The sequence below is a fragment of the Cohnella baijiui genome, assembly GCF_020731285.1.
Classification (GTDB): domain Bacteria; phylum Bacillota; class Bacilli; order Paenibacillales; family Paenibacillaceae; genus Cohnella.
The window spans coordinates 1-13,760 of sequence record NZ_JAJFOW010000071.1 but is presented as its reverse complement, the minus strand read 5'-3'; the positions used below and the strand labels follow the sequence as shown (position 1 = coordinate 13,760).

Here is a 13,760-nt window from a genome sequence, read left to right as displayed (position 1 = left end):
GAGCATCTGCCTTACAAGCAGAGGGTCGGGGGTTCGATCCCCTCAGCCTCCACCACTTCACCCTAAAAAGGGAAGAAGGTCTTCGAAGTTCATTCCGATTCCTTTTCGGGGACCCCGTAACAATCAACTCGGAGCTGTGGTGTAGAGGCCTAACATGCCTGCCTGTCACGCAGGAGACCGCGGGTTCGAATCCCGTCAGCTCCGCCATTTTTTTGGCTCGGTAGCTCAGTTGGTAGAGCAGAGGACTGAAAATCCTCGTGTCGGCGGTTCGATTCCGTCCCGAGCCACCATTTGTTTTACCCGGTATAAGCAAGCCAATTGGTGCGCATCCTACCGGTCGGGTTCCATGGAGGCTTAGCGAAGTGGCCAAACGCGGCAGACTGTAAATCTGTTCCTTCGGGTTCGGTGGTTCAAATCCATCAGCCTCCACCAGTTACCCGAGCCATTAGCTCAGTTGGTAGAGCACCTGACTTTTAATCAGGGTGTCGTAGGTTCGAGTCCTACATGGCTCACCAGGTATTCCATCCAGACAGACGTGCGAACGTCTGTTTTTTTGTGCGTTCGTTCCCGGTGGCGGGAGCGAATGGGAAAGGTCCCTCGAAGGGCAATCTAAGCGCATCCCGTTTTCCCGGAGGATTCGCGCATGATGTACCTATACGCGCTTGCCTTTTCGTTCTTGGTGGTGGTCTTGCTTGTGCCGGTCGTCCGGAAGCTCGCGCTCCGCGTCGGATTTGTCGATCGTCCGACCCGCCGCAAAATCCATGCCGCGCCCGTTCCTTTGAGCGGCGGCGTTGCCATCTATATCGGGGTCGTGCTCACGGCGTACCTCTTCGTCCGTGACATCGCGCTGTTCCGGGCAATTGCGGTAGGCGGCGGCCTGCTTGTGGCGACGGGGCTCGTAGACGACGCCTTCAAGGCGTTCAATCGGGAATTCCCGGTCTGGCCCCGTCTGATCCTTTATACGCTTGCCTCTCTGATTCCGGTCTGGTATGGCATCCGGATCGCGGGCATCTCTTCCCCATCCTCTTCCTCCATGATTCTTTTTACGCCGGGCTGGAGCCTGGTATTCACCGTCATTTGGGTGTTCGCTTTGCTTAACATGGTGAATTTCATCGACGGCATCGACGGGCTCGCGTCGGGCATCTGCGTCATTTCCTCGCTGACGCTGTTCATCGCCGCGCTTATCGGCTATCAGCAAGTGACGGCTCTGATCGCGGTGGCGCTGGCCGGCGCCTGCATGGCGTTTCTCACGTACAACTTCCACCCGGCCCGGATCTTTATGGGCGATGCCGGCGCGACTTTTCTTGGGTATACGCTGGCCGTTACGGCGATCGAGGGCACCTTAAAGGGCGCAACCTTCGTTTCGCTCCTCGTACCGGTCTTGGCGCTAGGGGTGCCGATCCTGGACACCGCGATCGTCTTCATTCGCCGGCTGGCCGAAGGCAAGGGGCTGCACCGCGCCGACAACCTGCACACGCATCACAGTTTGATGAAATGGGGGCTGACGCAGGTTCAGACCGTGTCGTTCCTGTACCTGATCGCGGCGGTGTTCGGCCTGATGTCGATCGTCGTGATGCTAATGCTTTATTAAATAGGAAGAAACGGCTCTGCAGACGCGCTGCACCCGCAGCCCCGCGTATATGATACAATATGGCTAACGCCATGCGACGGGGGGCTTGCGACTTGAACAAATCGAGACTCCAACAATTGCAGCAGTTGTTGGCTGCCCCTGTAGAGATGATGAAGGTCCCGAAGAAGGTATGGACCCAGGAAGGCGGGGCGAAGCATCCGGAGCCCGGCGCCTATCTGCAGCGGGGCGGCTTGTTTTGGCTGGCCACCAAAGTGGATGCGTCCGAAGTCCAGCTCCTGCAGAGCGAGGGAGAGCTAACGCCGCTCGAACGGGAATTACTGAAATGGGCGCTGCAGGGCGGCTCCGGAAAGCTGACGTCCGCCGCTACGGATGCCGAGAATCAGGCGAGACGACTCGGGGACTGGATCCAGCAGTCCATTGCGGCCGGAGACTGGCGGGCGGAAATCCCGGACCGGCTGGAGCTGCACAACCGGCTGTTCGACGGCATGATCCCGTTTCTCCTGCTGCGCGAGCAAGCGGACGGGCGCGATCCATCGTATGCCGAGTTGGAGAAGGCGTTCCGATCCTACCTCTCCGACGAGATGCTCCTCATTCCGATCCGCGAACGGGAGTGGCTGATCCTGGGATCGGACAGACTGCTCGCCGAAGTCGATACGACCGAGGAGGAGCTCGTCGAACGCGAGGAGACGAAGGAAGCGCTCCAATCGCTCGCAACCGGTTTGCACCAGATGCTCACCGAGGAGTGGGGCGGCGAATGTCACGTCGCCGTAGCGGAGCCCATCATTCCGACGGAAAGCCTTGTCTATACGGTAGGAATGCTGCGCGAAACCATGCTGCTCGGACGGAAATTCCACGTCGGCATGCAGGTGCATTTGCCGTGGCTGATACATCTCGAACGGCTGCTGAACGGCATTCCGGAGCCCGTGCGCACCCGATTTATGGAAGAGATGGCCGGGCGGCAGGATCTGTTCGCGGATCCGGAGACAGTCTCCACCCTGGATGCGTTTTTCGCTATGGACTGCAATGTAAGCGAAACCGCGAAACGCCTTTTCATCCACCGAAACACGCTGCTCTACCGTCTCGACAAGCTGAAGCAAGAAGCCGGCCTCGACGTTCGTTCCTTTAACGACGCGGTTCTGGTCCGCATTATGCTGCTATTGTACAAAGTTACGAAAAGGAAATGAATTTTTTGTACGGATTGTGCATAGTCAGTCGCCTGGCGGTGCGGTAAGATAGGACTGTACCTTAAACGAAGCGTTAGGGGGAACTTGCAAATGGCAGGCGTACGTTTAGAGCATGTATTTAAAAAATATCCCGGTTCCGACAAAGCCTCGGTTACCGACTTTAACCTCGACATTCAAGACAAAGAATTCCTCGTGCTGGTTGGCCCGTCCGGTTGCGGCAAATCGACCACGCTGCGGATGATCGCCGGCCTCGAAGAAATTTCCGAAGGCAAGCTGTACATCGGCGACCGCGTTGTGAACGACGTTGCTCCGAAAGATCGCGATATCGCGATGGTATTCCAATCTTACGCGCTGTACCCGCACATGAACGTATATCAGAACATGGCATTCGGCCTGAAGCTCCGCAAATTCCGTAAGGACGAAATCGACCGTCGCGTTCGCGAAGCCGCTCGCACGCTCGAAATCGAGCACTTGCTCGATCGTAAGCCGAAGGCGCTCTCCGGCGGTCAGCGTCAGCGCGTCGCCCTGGGCCGCGCAATCGTCCGCGAACCGCAAGTCTTCCTCATGGACGAACCGCTCTCCAACTTGGACGCCAAGCTGCGTACGCAGATGCGGGCGAACATCTCCAAGCTGATGAAGCGTCTCGAGACGACTTGCATCTACGTTACCCATGACCAGACGGAAGCCATGACGATGGGCGATCGCATCGTCGTCATGAAGGACGGTCTGATCCAGCAAGCGGCTACGCCTGAAGAGCTCTACAACCATCCGATCAACCTGTTCGTAGCCGGATTCATCGGCGCGCCTGCGATGAACTTCCTCACAGGCCAACTGGTCGAAGAAGGCGGCGCCGTCCGCTTTAAGGCTACGGGCGTCAACGTTGAAGTGCCGCAAGGCAAAGCCAAAGTCCTGCGCGACAAAGGCTACATCGGCCGCGAGATCATCATGGGCGTACGTCCGGAAGATCTGCACGAAGAGCCGGTATTCATCGAAGCTTCCCCGAACTCGGTCATCAACGCGAGCATCGAAGTTTCCGAGAACCTCGGTCACGAGATGTACCTGTACCTGAACGGCCTGGGCAAAGACAACATCATCGCCCGCGTCGACGGTCGTGCAGGCCTGCAAGAAGGCCAAAACGTTAAGCTCGCGATCGATATGAACAAAGTTCATGTCTTCGACAAAGACTCCGAGCTGAACATCCTGGAAGCTTAATCCCTTTCCCATCGTTTACCCCAAAGCGTCTGGCCGATTCCGGCCGGGCGCTTTTTCATGCCCCGGGGGTCATAGGGCCCAGAGACGGCTGCTTTTACATTGATTTCCGGCTTCATTTCCGATACGATAATTAGGATAACAGGAGCGTTGGAGGGAGCTGTACGATGGCTAAAAAAGTGAGAGTATCCGAGCTCGTGCAGCAATTTCAACTGGAAGTGGTCGCCGGCGAAGAAGGTTTGCGGCGGACCATCGTCACGGACGACTTGAATCGGCCGGGCCTCGAGATGGCCGGCTATTACGACTATTACCCGGCGGAACGCGCGCAGATTCTCGGCAAGACGGAGCTGGCCTTCCTCGAGACGCTCACATCGGAGGAGCGCCGCGAGCGGATGGCCCGGATCTGTGCGGAAGATACGCCCTGCATTATCATTACGCGGGGGCTGGACGTGCCGGAGGAACTGGTCGAGGTTGCCCGCGGGCGGAATTTCCCGGTGCTGCGGAGCAGCACGGCGACGACGATCCTGCTCAGCCGGATCACGAACTTTCTGGAGAAGAAACTGGCCCCTACGGCGACGATTCACGGCGTCCTTGTCGACGTCTACGGCGTCGGGATGCTGATCACCGGCGGCAGCGGCATCGGCAAGAGCGAAACCGCGCTCGAGCTCGTGAAGCGCGGCCATCGTCTGGTTGCTGACGACGCGGTGGAGATTCGCCAGACGGCCGACAACTACCTGTACGGCAGCCCCCCGGAACTGATCCAGCATCTGCTCGAAATTCGGGGTCTCGGCATCCTGAACGTCATGACGCTGTTCGGCGCAGGCGCCGTCCGCAACCAAAAGCAGATCAGCCTCGTCATCAAGCTGGAAAACTGGCAACAGGACAAACAGTACGATCGTCTCGGCCTGGACGAGGAGACGACGCGGATCATCGACACTGACGTGCCGCTCGTGACCGTGCCGGTGCGGCCGGGTCGGAACTTGGCGGTCATCCTCGAGGTGGCGGCGATGAACTTCCGTCTCAAGCGCATGGGCTACAATGCAGCGCTGCAATTCACGAACAAGCTGACCGAAGCGATCGCCGACGAAGACTACGAATAACGGGTTCGAGGGGCCTGGCGGCCCCTCGGACGAGAGAGACGGAGGATACGCATGTTATTGCCACTCAAGCTCGAATCGGTCGCGTTCACGCTCGGTCCGCTGTCGGTTCATTGGTACGGAATCATCCTCGGGACAGGCGCGCTGGTCGGCCTGCTCTTAGCCATTCAAGAGGGCAAGCGGTTCGGACTGCCGGCCGACTTTTTCCTCGATCTCATGCTGTACGGCGTGCCGTCCGCGATCATCGCGGCTCGGCTTTATTACGTTTTGTTCAAATGGGACTACTACAGCCAGCACCCGGGGGAGATCGTGCAGATCTGGAACGGGGGCATCGCCATCTACGGCGCGCTCATCGGCGCACTCATCTGCGGCGTGATCTATTTCCGCGCCAAAGGGTACTCATTCTGGCGAGTCGTCGACATCTGCGCCCCTTCACTGCTCGCCGGCCAGATGATCGGACGCTGGGGGAACTTCGTGAACCAGGAAGCGTACGGCGGACCGACAACCGAGACGTTCCTGCGGGACAAGCTGCACCTGCCGGACTTTATCGTGAACCAAATGTACGTCGTCGACGCGACAGGCGCGGGCGTATACCATCACCCGACCTTCCTGTACGAGTCGCTGTGGAGCCTCGTGGGCTTGCTCCTTCTGTTCATTATCCGACGCCAGCGCTTCCTGCGCGCGGGCGAGCTTTTCTTCTCGTACTTCATCTGGTATTCAATCGGCCGTTTCTTCATCGAAGTGCTTCGCGAAGACAGCCTGGCGTTCAAAGGACCGGCTTGGCTCGCTTCGCTGCTGGACGCGCTGTGGACGCCGATGAAGTGGATCTTCGGGGATCAAGGCTACCTCGATCCAGACTACGGAAACATTCGCAGCTCGCAGCTGTTGGCGCTATTGATCGTCATCGCGAGCATCGTCATGATCATTGTTCGCCGCGCGAACGGCCAAGCCAAGGAACGCTACCTCGACCCGCTGACCAACTACAAGCACCCTGTCACGGCTACGGAAACCGGCGCCGCAGCCGCAGCGCCGGTCGCTCCGGCGGCGGCTCCCGCACCTGCCGCGCCAGTCGAAGAAGGGAATGCCGAGCATGAACAGCCAGACGAACCCGAACAACCCGACGAGTCAGAGCAACTTGACGAACCCGGATCATCATCCGAGCCCTCGGACAAAGACGGCAAAGGGGACTGACGCTACCCCGATCACAACCGTCCTCTTCGATCTGGACGGAACGATCATCGACACGAACGAGCTGATCATTCAGTCGTTCCTGTATGCGCTGAAGGGCATCGTGCCTCCGACGTTCAGCCGGGAGAAGATCATCCCGCTCATGGGACAAACACTCCTTGCGCAAATGAAGCAGTTCTCCGGCCGCGAGGAGGTCGACGAGCTTCTCGTCGCTTATCGCGATTACAGCCTGCGTCATCACGACGATATGGTATCGCTGTTTCCCGGGGTCGGAGAGGTGATCCCGCTGCTGAAGCGGCACGGAATGCAGCTGGGTGTCGTGACGACGAAGATGCGCGAGACGACCGACCGGGCGCTCAAGCTGCTGGGATTGTACGAGACAATGGACGTGATCGTGACGCTGGATGACGTGAAGCATCCGAAGCCCCACGCCGAACCCGTCGAGACCGCCCTCCGGGCGCTCGGGGCAGACCCGGCGGGAGCGCTCATGGTCGGCGACAGCGGCGTCGACATTCTGTCGGCGCTGGCGGCGGGGGCGGTCCCGGTTGGTGTGGCATGGTCTCTGAAGGGAGACGCGGTCCTCCGCGACGCCGGGGCGTCGCACATCATCCACGACATGCGCGAGCTGATCTCGCTGTGCGGAATCGAGGGATAGTCGTTGAGACAAGTGGAGCGATATCCGGTCGAGGGGCCGAATGCGCTGTGGCAAGTATACCGGACGGTGTCGCGCTGGAAAGCCGTTCGCAATTTCATCGCGATCCAGATCGCCCGATATTGCCCGGAATTGTCAATCAAGAATTGGATTTACCGGCATATCCTAAAGATGCGGGTCGGCAAGCAGACTTCCTTTGCTCTGATGGTCATGGTCGACGTCTTTTTTCCGGAGCGGATCGAGATCGGCGACAACTGCATCATCGGCTACAACTCCACGCTGCTGACGCACGAATATTTAATAAAGGAATACCGGATCGGCAACATCCGCATCGGTTCACACGTTATGATAGGTGCCAATGTCACGATCCTTCCGGGTGTGACGATCGGAGACCACGCGGTTGTGGCCGCGGGATCGGTCGTGCACCGGGATGTGCCGGCGTACGCGCGGGTAGGCGGAAATCCGCTGCGGGAGCTGGGATCCGGGAGCTGAGGATCGCAATCAGGCAATTTGATGGGAAAGAAGGCACCGATTTATGAAAAGGCCGTTGGCGATTTTGTTGTGGGCAGGGTTGTTGCTGCTCGCAGTCGGCGGAAGCAGGTTCGTCGCGCATGGAGAGACGCACCGAACAACAGACGGCGATCGGCCCGCAGCGGGCGGGGAAGCCAGTCAAGCGTACTATCGCGATCAAGTGATTGTCCTCATGTATCATGATGTATCCCAGACGCCGCTGAACGACAAATCGCTGACCGTAGATCGTTTCGAAAAGCAGCTCAGCCTCATGAAGGAAGCCGGATTCCACTGGATTACGATGGAGCAGTATTCGGACTTCCTGCTGAATAGGGGGAGCGTCCCTGACAACGCGGTTCTCCTTACCTTTGACGACGGCTACGAATCCTTTTACAAATACGCTTATCCCTTGCTCCAAAAGTATCAGGCACCGGCCACCAACTTTCTGATCGTGTCCACGATCGGCAACCCGAACGCCAAGGGCGTGCCGAAGTTGAACTGGACGCAGGTGCAGGAGATGCATGCGAACGGGATTTCGTTCTACAGCCACTCTTACAATTCGCACATGGAGTTTCCCGTCTCCCCCAAGCGCAAGCGCGTCCGCGGCGTGCTCGCCTCCCCGCTCTATATGAACATCAATGGGGAAAAAAGGATCGAGACGCGGCAGGAATACCTTGCCCGGATCACGAAAGATCTGGACAAAGCGAATCAAGTGCTGGCGGATAAGCTCGGCAATAAGCGCAAGATCATCGCCTTCCCGTACGGCGATTTCTCCAAAGATCTGCTCGACGTGTGCCGCAAGCTCGGCATGGATGTGACCTTCACGGTCAAGCGAGGCATCAATAGCCGCGAAGACCGCAACGGCTATCGCGTCAATGCCGGTGGCATGGCGGACGATCCCGAAACGCTGCTTGAGGACATGAAGCAGGCGATCCCGAAAGCCGTCAATACGAGCTGCCTCAGCTGGGCCGGCAGCACCAGCCGCAAGGCGAGCAACGGCCAGGAATTGAAGGCCTGCTACTGGGGGCTGCTGGGACCTGCGTTTCCCTGACGGCAAAATATGATCCACCGCTCGCGATCCGAGAACCGGAAGCTGCAGAAGATCCTCTGCACCCGGTTCTTTTTTTGTAAGCGGGTGATCTTGCGAAATGAGGACAAGCCGGCGGAGAAGCTGTAAAATGGCAGAGGAGGGGCAACCCGGAAAACGCTCGCGGCTTCGCCTTGACGCCCGGGATGCTTCGTGATAAAGTGAAAAAAGCCTTTATTTTGGCAGTATGGTAACATGGTAGCACTTTAATATACTAAAGTGCGAATGCGCTAACGAAACGAGGTCGTTCGCTTGTCCAAGCCAAAAGGATTCGAAAAACCGACCGGCGTCAAAGATTACTTGCCCCATGCCGTCGCCAAGCTTCGGCGCATCGAGCGGGACGTGCTGGCTTGCATGGACCGCTGGGGCTACGAACAAATCATGACGCCGACGATCGAATATTACGATACGGTCGGGGTGGCCAGCGCCACTTCCGACCAAAAGCTGTTTAAGCTGCTGAACCAGCGCGGGACGACGATCGTGCTTCGCTCCGACGTTACGGCGCCGATCGCCCGGGTGGCTTCTTCGCTGCTCAAGGAACAGCCTTTCCCGCTGCGGCTCAGCTATCATGGGAACGTGTTTCGCGCCTTCGAAGAGGAAGGCGGACGGGAGGCGGAGTTTTTCCAGACCGGCGTGGAGCTGATTGGCGACGGGGCGCCCGAAGCGGATGCCGAAGTGATCGCGCTCGCGATCGCGTCTCTGCAAGCGGCCGGCGTGCCGAAGTTCAAGATCGCCGTCGGCCACGTCGGCTTCTTGAACGGCTTGTTCGAGGAGGCGCTGCCCGGCCGCGTCGAGGCGCAGGAGAGCCTGAAGGCGTGCCTGCTCCAGCGAGACCACGTCGGTTATCGCGACATCCTGCGTTTGCTCTCGCTCGAGGAGCCGGTCCGCTCCGAGCTCGAAGGCATTCTGCGCCTGCGCGGCGGCCAGGAAGTATGCGACCAGGCGTTGCGGCTCGGTGTCAATGAAGCGGCGCACCTGGCGATCCGGCATTTGTGCGAGATATGGGACGTCCTTGGCGCATACGGCGTCCAAGAGCACGTCCTGATCGATCTGACGATGATCGGCGATTTTTCCTATTATACGGGAATGACGTTTGAGGGTTATGCGGCGCATCTGGGGTTCCCCGTCGTGAGCGGAGGGCGCTACGACAATCTGCTGGCCCAGTTCGGCCGGCCGGCGCCGGCGACGGGATTCGCGCTGAAGACGACGCGGATTCTGGAGGTGGCGCGGGACGAGGCGGCATCGCGCGGGACGACGCTGATTCTGTACGCGGAGTCGCAGCGAGCGGAGGCGTTGGCAGAAGCCAACCGGCGGCGCGACGCGGGCGAGTCGGTGGTGACCGAGGCGGCGCGCACGGCCGCTGAGATCGGAACGGCGCAGGCGCTGCTGCGGCTGCTGGCGAAGGCTGAGCCGGGGAAGCCGATCGAATACCGGGGGCGGCGCTACGCGTCCCTCGCGGCGTTCGGCATCGAAGAGGGGGGAGAGGCATGACGGAGAGCGGCGCGGTATTGAAGGTCGCGATGCCCAAAGGGCGCATCTACAAGCAGGCGAGCAAGCTGTTCCGTCAGGCGGGACTGCCGATCCCGGAGGACTTCGACGATTCGCGCAAGCTGATCATCCCGGTCCCGGAAGCGAACATGGAGTTCATCATGGCGAAGCCCGTCGACGTCCCGACCTACGTGGAGTACGGCGTCGCGGACATCGGCATCGTGGGCAAGGACGTGCTGATGGAGGAGAACAAGGACGTCTACGAGCTTCTCGATCTCGGCATCGCCAAGTGCCGCATGTCCGTCATCGGCCTGCCCAACTGGAATCCGGTGCTGAATCCGCGGGTGGCGACCAAGTATCCGACTGTGGCATCGCAGTATTTTCGCGAGCGAGGGCAGCAGGTCGAGGTGATCAAGCTGAACGGCTCGATCGAGCTCGCGCCGCTGATCGGCCTTGCCGACCGGATCGTGGACATGGTCGAAACCGGCCAGACGCTGAAGGAGAACGGGCTCGTCGAGATGGAAACGTTGTTCTCCGTGACGAGCCGGCTGATCGCGAACCGCGTCAGCTACCGGCTGCAAAACGCGGCGATCCAGGCGCTGTGCGACCGGATCTCGCAGACGCTGGCCGGGGGCGTAAAGGTGTAAGGGGACGCCGGAGCGGAAGAGCGAGAGCGTGAAGGGAAAACGCGAACGGAACGAAGCGTGGGGGAAACCCGGAACGAAACGAAGCGTGGGGAAACCCGGAACGAAACGAAGCGTGGGGGAAACCCGGATTGGGAAGACGAAGTGTGAAGGGATACCCGGAACTGAAGAGCGAAAGCGTGAAGGGACACCCGAACGCAAGAACGAGGGTATGAAGGATAACCGGAACGAAAGAACGAAAGCGTGAAGGGAAGACCGCGAACGTGCAAACCGAAGCGTCATCCCCGCGCGGCCGCGACGGGGACGGCCTTCGCGCTAGCATAGAAGGGAAGAGACAGGAGGAGAGGCCATGTATATCGGACCGGCCAGCGGCTTTCGATTGGAGCGGGAGAGCGAATACGGCTCGCGCGAGCAAAATGAGGCGGTCGCCGAGATCGTCGGCGCGGTGCGCCGGGAAGGGGACGCGGCGCTGCTGCGGTACACGGAGATGCACGACCGCGTCAAGCTGACGTCGGATCGGCTGCGCGTCGACGAGGCGGAGATCCGGGCGGCGTACGACAAGGTGGAGCCGGCCTTTTTGACCGCGCTGCGGCAGGCGGCAGCGAACATTACGGCGTTCCACGAAAAGCAAAAGCGCGGTTCGTGGATGGACCTTCAGCCGGACGGCACGATGCTCGGCATTGTGATGCGGCCACTTCGGCGGGTCGGCCTCTACGTGCCCGGCGGCAAGGCGGCTTACCCGTCGTCGGTGCTCATGAACGTGCTGCCGGCCAAGGTCGCCGGCGTGCCGGAAATCGCGCTCGTGACGCCGCCGGCCACCGGCGGACGCGAGGGCATCGACCCGTACATTCTCGTGGCGGCTGCCGAAGCGGGCGTCACCGAGATGTACCGGGTCGGCGGAGCGCAGGCCGTCGCGGCGCTCGCCTACGGGACGGCGACGATCCCCGCCGTCGACAAGATCTGCGGGCCCGGCAACATCTACGTGGCGCTCGCCAAACGTGTCGTGTTCGGCGCGGTCGACATCGACAGCATCGCCGGGCCGAGCGAAATCGTCGTGCTGGCGGACGACAGCGCGGATCCGCGGTACGTGGCCGCGGATATGCTGTCGCAGGCGGAGCACGACGAGATGGCTTCGGCGGTGCTCGTGACGCCGTCCGAGCGCCTGGCGCAGGCGGTCGCGGCCGAGCTGGACCGCCAGGTGGCGACGCTGCCGCGTCGGGAAATCGCGGAGCGGTCGCTCGCGCAGTACGGCGCGATCCTGACCGTCGGCAGCCTGGCCGAGGGCGTCGATGTCGTCAACAAGCTCGCGCCGGAGCATCTCGAGGTGATCACCGAGGACCCGATGGGGCTGCTCGGCACGATCGAGAACGCGGGCGCGATCTTCCTCGGCCCGTACAGCTCGGAGCCGGTGGGCGATTACTTTGCCGGCCCGAACCATATCCTGCCGACGAACGGGACCGCGCGGTTCTCGTCGCCGCTGAACGTGGACGACTTCTTGAAGAAATCGAGCTTGATCCGATACAGCCGCGAAGCGCTGCTCCGCGATGCCGCAGGCATCGCGACGCTTGCGCGGCATGAAGGCCTCGAGGCCCATGCGAGAGCGGTCGAGATCCGATTGGAAGGTGGAGACTCCCTATGACGCAATCCCAGGAACAAGCGGGCGGACGCCGCTCGGAAATCGTGCGCAAGACGAACGAGACGGACATCAAGCTGGCATTCGGCGTGGACGGCTCCGGCGACGTGAACATCGAGACGGATGTGCCGTTTCTGAACCACATGCTGGATCTGTTCGCGAAGCACGGCCAGTTCGATCTGACCGTCGAAGCGCGCGGCGACGTGGACATCGACGATCATCACACCGTCGAGGACATCGGCATCTGCCTCGGACAGACGCTGCGCGAAGCGCTCGGCGACAAAGCCGGCATCAAGCGGTACGCGAACGTCTTTATCCCGATGGACGAAGCGCTGGCGCAGGTCGTCATCGACGTGAGCAACCGGCCGCATTTCGAGTACCGCGCGGAGTATCCGTCGGCTACGGTCGGCAGCTTCAGCACGGAGCTCGTGCACGAGTTTCTGTGGAAGCTCGCGCTCGAAGCGTGCATTACGCTTCACGTCATCGTGCATTACGGCAAGAATACGCACCACATGATCGAAGCGGTGTTCAAGGCGCTCGGACGCGCCCTGGACGAAGCGACGAGCATCGACCCCCGGGTGAAAGGCGTGCCATCGACGAAGGGAGTGCTGTAGGATGATCGCGATCATCGACTATGGCATGGGCAATCTGCACAGCGTGAGCAAGGCCGTCGAGCGGCTTGGCTGCGAAGCCGTCGTCACGTCGTCGGCCGAGGAGATCCTCGCCGCAGATGGCGCAATCCTGCCGGGCGTCGGCGCTTTTGGCGATGCGATGCGCAATTTGCGGGAGACGGGGCTCGACCGGGTCGTGCGCGAGCTGGCCGCCTCCGGCAAGCCGCTGCTCGGCATCTGCCTCGGGATGCAGCTGCTCTTCGAGGAGAGCGAGGAGTACGGCCGGCACGAGGGTCTCGGCCTGCTGCCGGGCCGGGTCGTCCGCTTCCAAGGGGATTACAAGGTGCCGCACATGGGCTGGAACGAGCTGAAGTTCGAACAGGCGAGCCCGCTTTTCGCGGATCTGGAGCCGGGCTACGTCTACTTCGTTCACTCGTACCACGTGCTACCGACGCGCCGCGAGGATCTGCTCGCGACCGCGGACTATCACCAGCCGGTGACGGCGATCGTCGGCCGGGGCTCGGTGCACGGAATGCAGTTTCACCCGGAAAAAAGCGGAGAGCTCGGCATGGCGCTGCTTCACCGGTTCACCGAGCTGGTGGAAGGCGCGCGGGTAAAGAGTCGTTAACCGGGTGAAGTAGCGGAGATCGGCTCGGCAGCGCCGGTTCGCGAGGGAGATAGCCGCAAAGTGTGGTTAACTCGGTGAGCCAGAAGCGGTTTGCGGAGGAGATAACCGCATTTCTTTCGTACAGACCGCAGAACGCGCCACCCAGCTGCTGCAACGAAACTTTCTTTCGTTACAGCCGGCGGCGTGCAGATAGACTAGAAAGTGGACACACCGTAGTAGCGACCTGTTACAATAAATT

At 60.6% G+C, this 13,760-nt stretch carries 13 protein-coding genes and 4 tRNA genes; all 17 read left to right on the top strand.

What is annotated here, in order from left to right:
• Positions 1 to 130: 130 nt before the first annotated feature.
• The 17 genes from LKX83_RS31150 (at position 131) to hisH (ending at position 13,522) form a co-directional block, all read left to right on the top strand.
• A tRNA-Asp gene (locus LKX83_RS31150) sits at positions 131 to 207 on the top strand.
• A gap of 7 nt (positions 208 to 214) precedes the next feature.
• Positions 215 to 290 (top strand) — tRNA-Phe (locus LKX83_RS31145).
• 58 nt (positions 291 to 348) lie between these two features.
• Positions 349 to 432 (top strand) — tRNA-Tyr (locus LKX83_RS31140).
• 7 nt (positions 433 to 439) lie between these two features.
• Positions 440 to 515, top strand: a tRNA-Lys gene (locus LKX83_RS31135).
• A gap of 128 nt (positions 516 to 643) precedes the next feature.
• Positions 644 to 1,591 (top strand): MraY family glycosyltransferase, encoded by a 948-nt coding sequence (locus LKX83_RS31130; RefSeq protein ID WP_227887058.1) that lies wholly within the window; start codon positions 644 to 646, stop codon positions 1,589 to 1,591.
• Between the two features lie 92 nt (positions 1,592 to 1,683).
• Complete coding sequence (locus LKX83_RS31125; RefSeq protein ID WP_227887055.1) at positions 1,684 to 2,775, top strand: PucR family transcriptional regulator; 1,092 nt, start codon at positions 1,684 to 1,686, stop codon at positions 2,773 to 2,775.
• A 90-nt stretch (positions 2,776 to 2,865) separates the two neighbouring features.
• The gene (locus LKX83_RS31120; RefSeq protein WP_227887054.1) at positions 2,866 to 3,987 is read left to right on the top strand and encodes an ABC transporter ATP-binding protein; all 1,122 of its coding nucleotides are present in this window, start codon (positions 2,866 to 2,868) and stop codon (positions 3,985 to 3,987) included.
• Between the two features lie 164 nt (positions 3,988 to 4,151).
• Positions 4,152 to 5,084 carry an HPr(Ser) kinase/phosphatase gene (gene hprK / locus LKX83_RS31115; protein ID WP_227887052.1) on the top strand — a complete coding sequence of 311 codons (933 nt, stop codon included), beginning with the start codon at positions 4,152 to 4,154 and terminating at the stop codon, positions 5,082 to 5,084.
• A gap of 51 nt (positions 5,085 to 5,135) precedes the next feature.
• Positions 5,136 to 6,272: a prolipoprotein diacylglyceryl transferase gene (lgt, locus tag LKX83_RS31110; RefSeq protein WP_227887050.1), complete on the top strand. Its 1,137-nt coding sequence runs from the start codon at positions 5,136 to 5,138 to the stop codon at positions 6,270 to 6,272.
• A complete protein-coding gene (ppaX, locus tag LKX83_RS31105; RefSeq protein ID WP_227887048.1) occupies positions 6,172 to 6,924 on the top strand; it encodes a pyrophosphatase PpaX in 753 nt (250 codons plus the stop codon). Before lgt ends, ppaX begins: the two co-directional genes overlap by 101 nt.
• A gap of 3 nt (positions 6,925 to 6,927) precedes the next feature.
• On the top strand, positions 6,928 to 7,413 hold the full coding sequence (locus LKX83_RS31100) for an acyltransferase (RefSeq protein WP_227887047.1): 486 nt from the start codon (positions 6,928 to 6,930) through the stop codon (positions 7,411 to 7,413).
• A gap of 43 nt (positions 7,414 to 7,456) precedes the next feature.
• Positions 7,457 to 8,482: a polysaccharide deacetylase family protein gene (locus LKX83_RS31095; protein ID WP_227887045.1), complete on the top strand. Its 1,026-nt coding sequence runs from the start codon at positions 7,457 to 7,459 to the stop codon at positions 8,480 to 8,482.
• A gap of 288 nt (positions 8,483 to 8,770) precedes the next feature.
• Positions 8,771 to 10,009: an ATP phosphoribosyltransferase regulatory subunit gene (locus LKX83_RS31090; RefSeq protein ID WP_227887043.1), complete on the top strand. Its 1,239-nt coding sequence runs from the start codon at positions 8,771 to 8,773 to the stop codon at positions 10,007 to 10,009.
• On the top strand, positions 10,006 to 10,653 hold the full coding sequence (gene hisG, locus LKX83_RS31085) for an ATP phosphoribosyltransferase (protein ID WP_227887040.1): 648 nt from the start codon (positions 10,006 to 10,008) through the stop codon (positions 10,651 to 10,653). The genes LKX83_RS31090 and hisG overlap by 4 nt, the downstream gene beginning before the upstream one ends.
• A 346-nt stretch (positions 10,654 to 10,999) precedes the next feature.
• Complete coding sequence (gene hisD, locus LKX83_RS31080; RefSeq protein ID WP_227887037.1) at positions 11,000 to 12,289, top strand: histidinol dehydrogenase; 1,290 nt, start codon at positions 11,000 to 11,002, stop codon at positions 12,287 to 12,289.
• On the top strand, positions 12,286 to 12,897 hold the full coding sequence (gene hisB / locus LKX83_RS31075) for an imidazoleglycerol-phosphate dehydratase HisB (RefSeq protein WP_227887035.1): 612 nt from the start codon (positions 12,286 to 12,288) through the stop codon (positions 12,895 to 12,897). The genes hisD and hisB overlap by 4 nt, the downstream gene beginning before the upstream one ends.
• A 1-nt stretch (position 12,898) precedes the next feature.
• Positions 12,899 to 13,522 (top strand): imidazole glycerol phosphate synthase subunit HisH, encoded by a 624-nt coding sequence (gene hisH / locus LKX83_RS31070; RefSeq protein WP_227887032.1) that lies wholly within the window; start codon positions 12,899 to 12,901, stop codon positions 13,520 to 13,522.
• Positions 13,523 to 13,760 lie beyond the last annotated feature (238 nt).

Bases quoted from the DNA above. Each gene is read 5' to 3' on its own strand.
- hisD (WP_227887037.1), top strand. From the start codon at position 11,000: ATGTATATCGGACCGGCCAGCGGCTTTCGATTGGAGCGGGAGAGCGAA.
- LKX83_RS31095 (WP_227887045.1), top strand. From the start codon at position 7,457: ATGAAAAGGCCGTTGGCGATTTTGTTGTGGGCAGGGTTGTTGCTGCTC.
- ppaX (WP_227887048.1), top strand. From the start codon at position 6,172: ATGAACAGCCAGACGAACCCGAACAACCCGACGAGTCAGAGCAACTTG.
- LKX83_RS31120 (WP_227887054.1), top strand. From the start codon at position 2,866: ATGGCAGGCGTACGTTTAGAGCATGTATTTAAAAAATATCCCGGTTCC.
- hisG (WP_227887040.1), top strand. From the start codon at position 10,006: ATGACGGAGAGCGGCGCGGTATTGAAGGTCGCGATGCCCAAAGGGCGC.
- hisB (WP_227887035.1), top strand. From the start codon at position 12,286: ATGACGCAATCCCAGGAACAAGCGGGCGGACGCCGCTCGGAAATCGTG.
- hprK (WP_227887052.1), top strand. From the start codon at position 4,152: ATGGCTAAAAAAGTGAGAGTATCCGAGCTCGTGCAGCAATTTCAACTG.
- lgt (WP_227887050.1), top strand. From the start codon at position 5,136: ATGTTATTGCCACTCAAGCTCGAATCGGTCGCGTTCACGCTCGGTCCG.
- hisH (WP_227887032.1), top strand. From the start codon at position 12,899: ATGATCGCGATCATCGACTATGGCATGGGCAATCTGCACAGCGTGAGC.
- LKX83_RS31130 (WP_227887058.1), top strand. From the start codon at position 644: ATGATGTACCTATACGCGCTTGCCTTTTCGTTCTTGGTGGTGGTCTTG.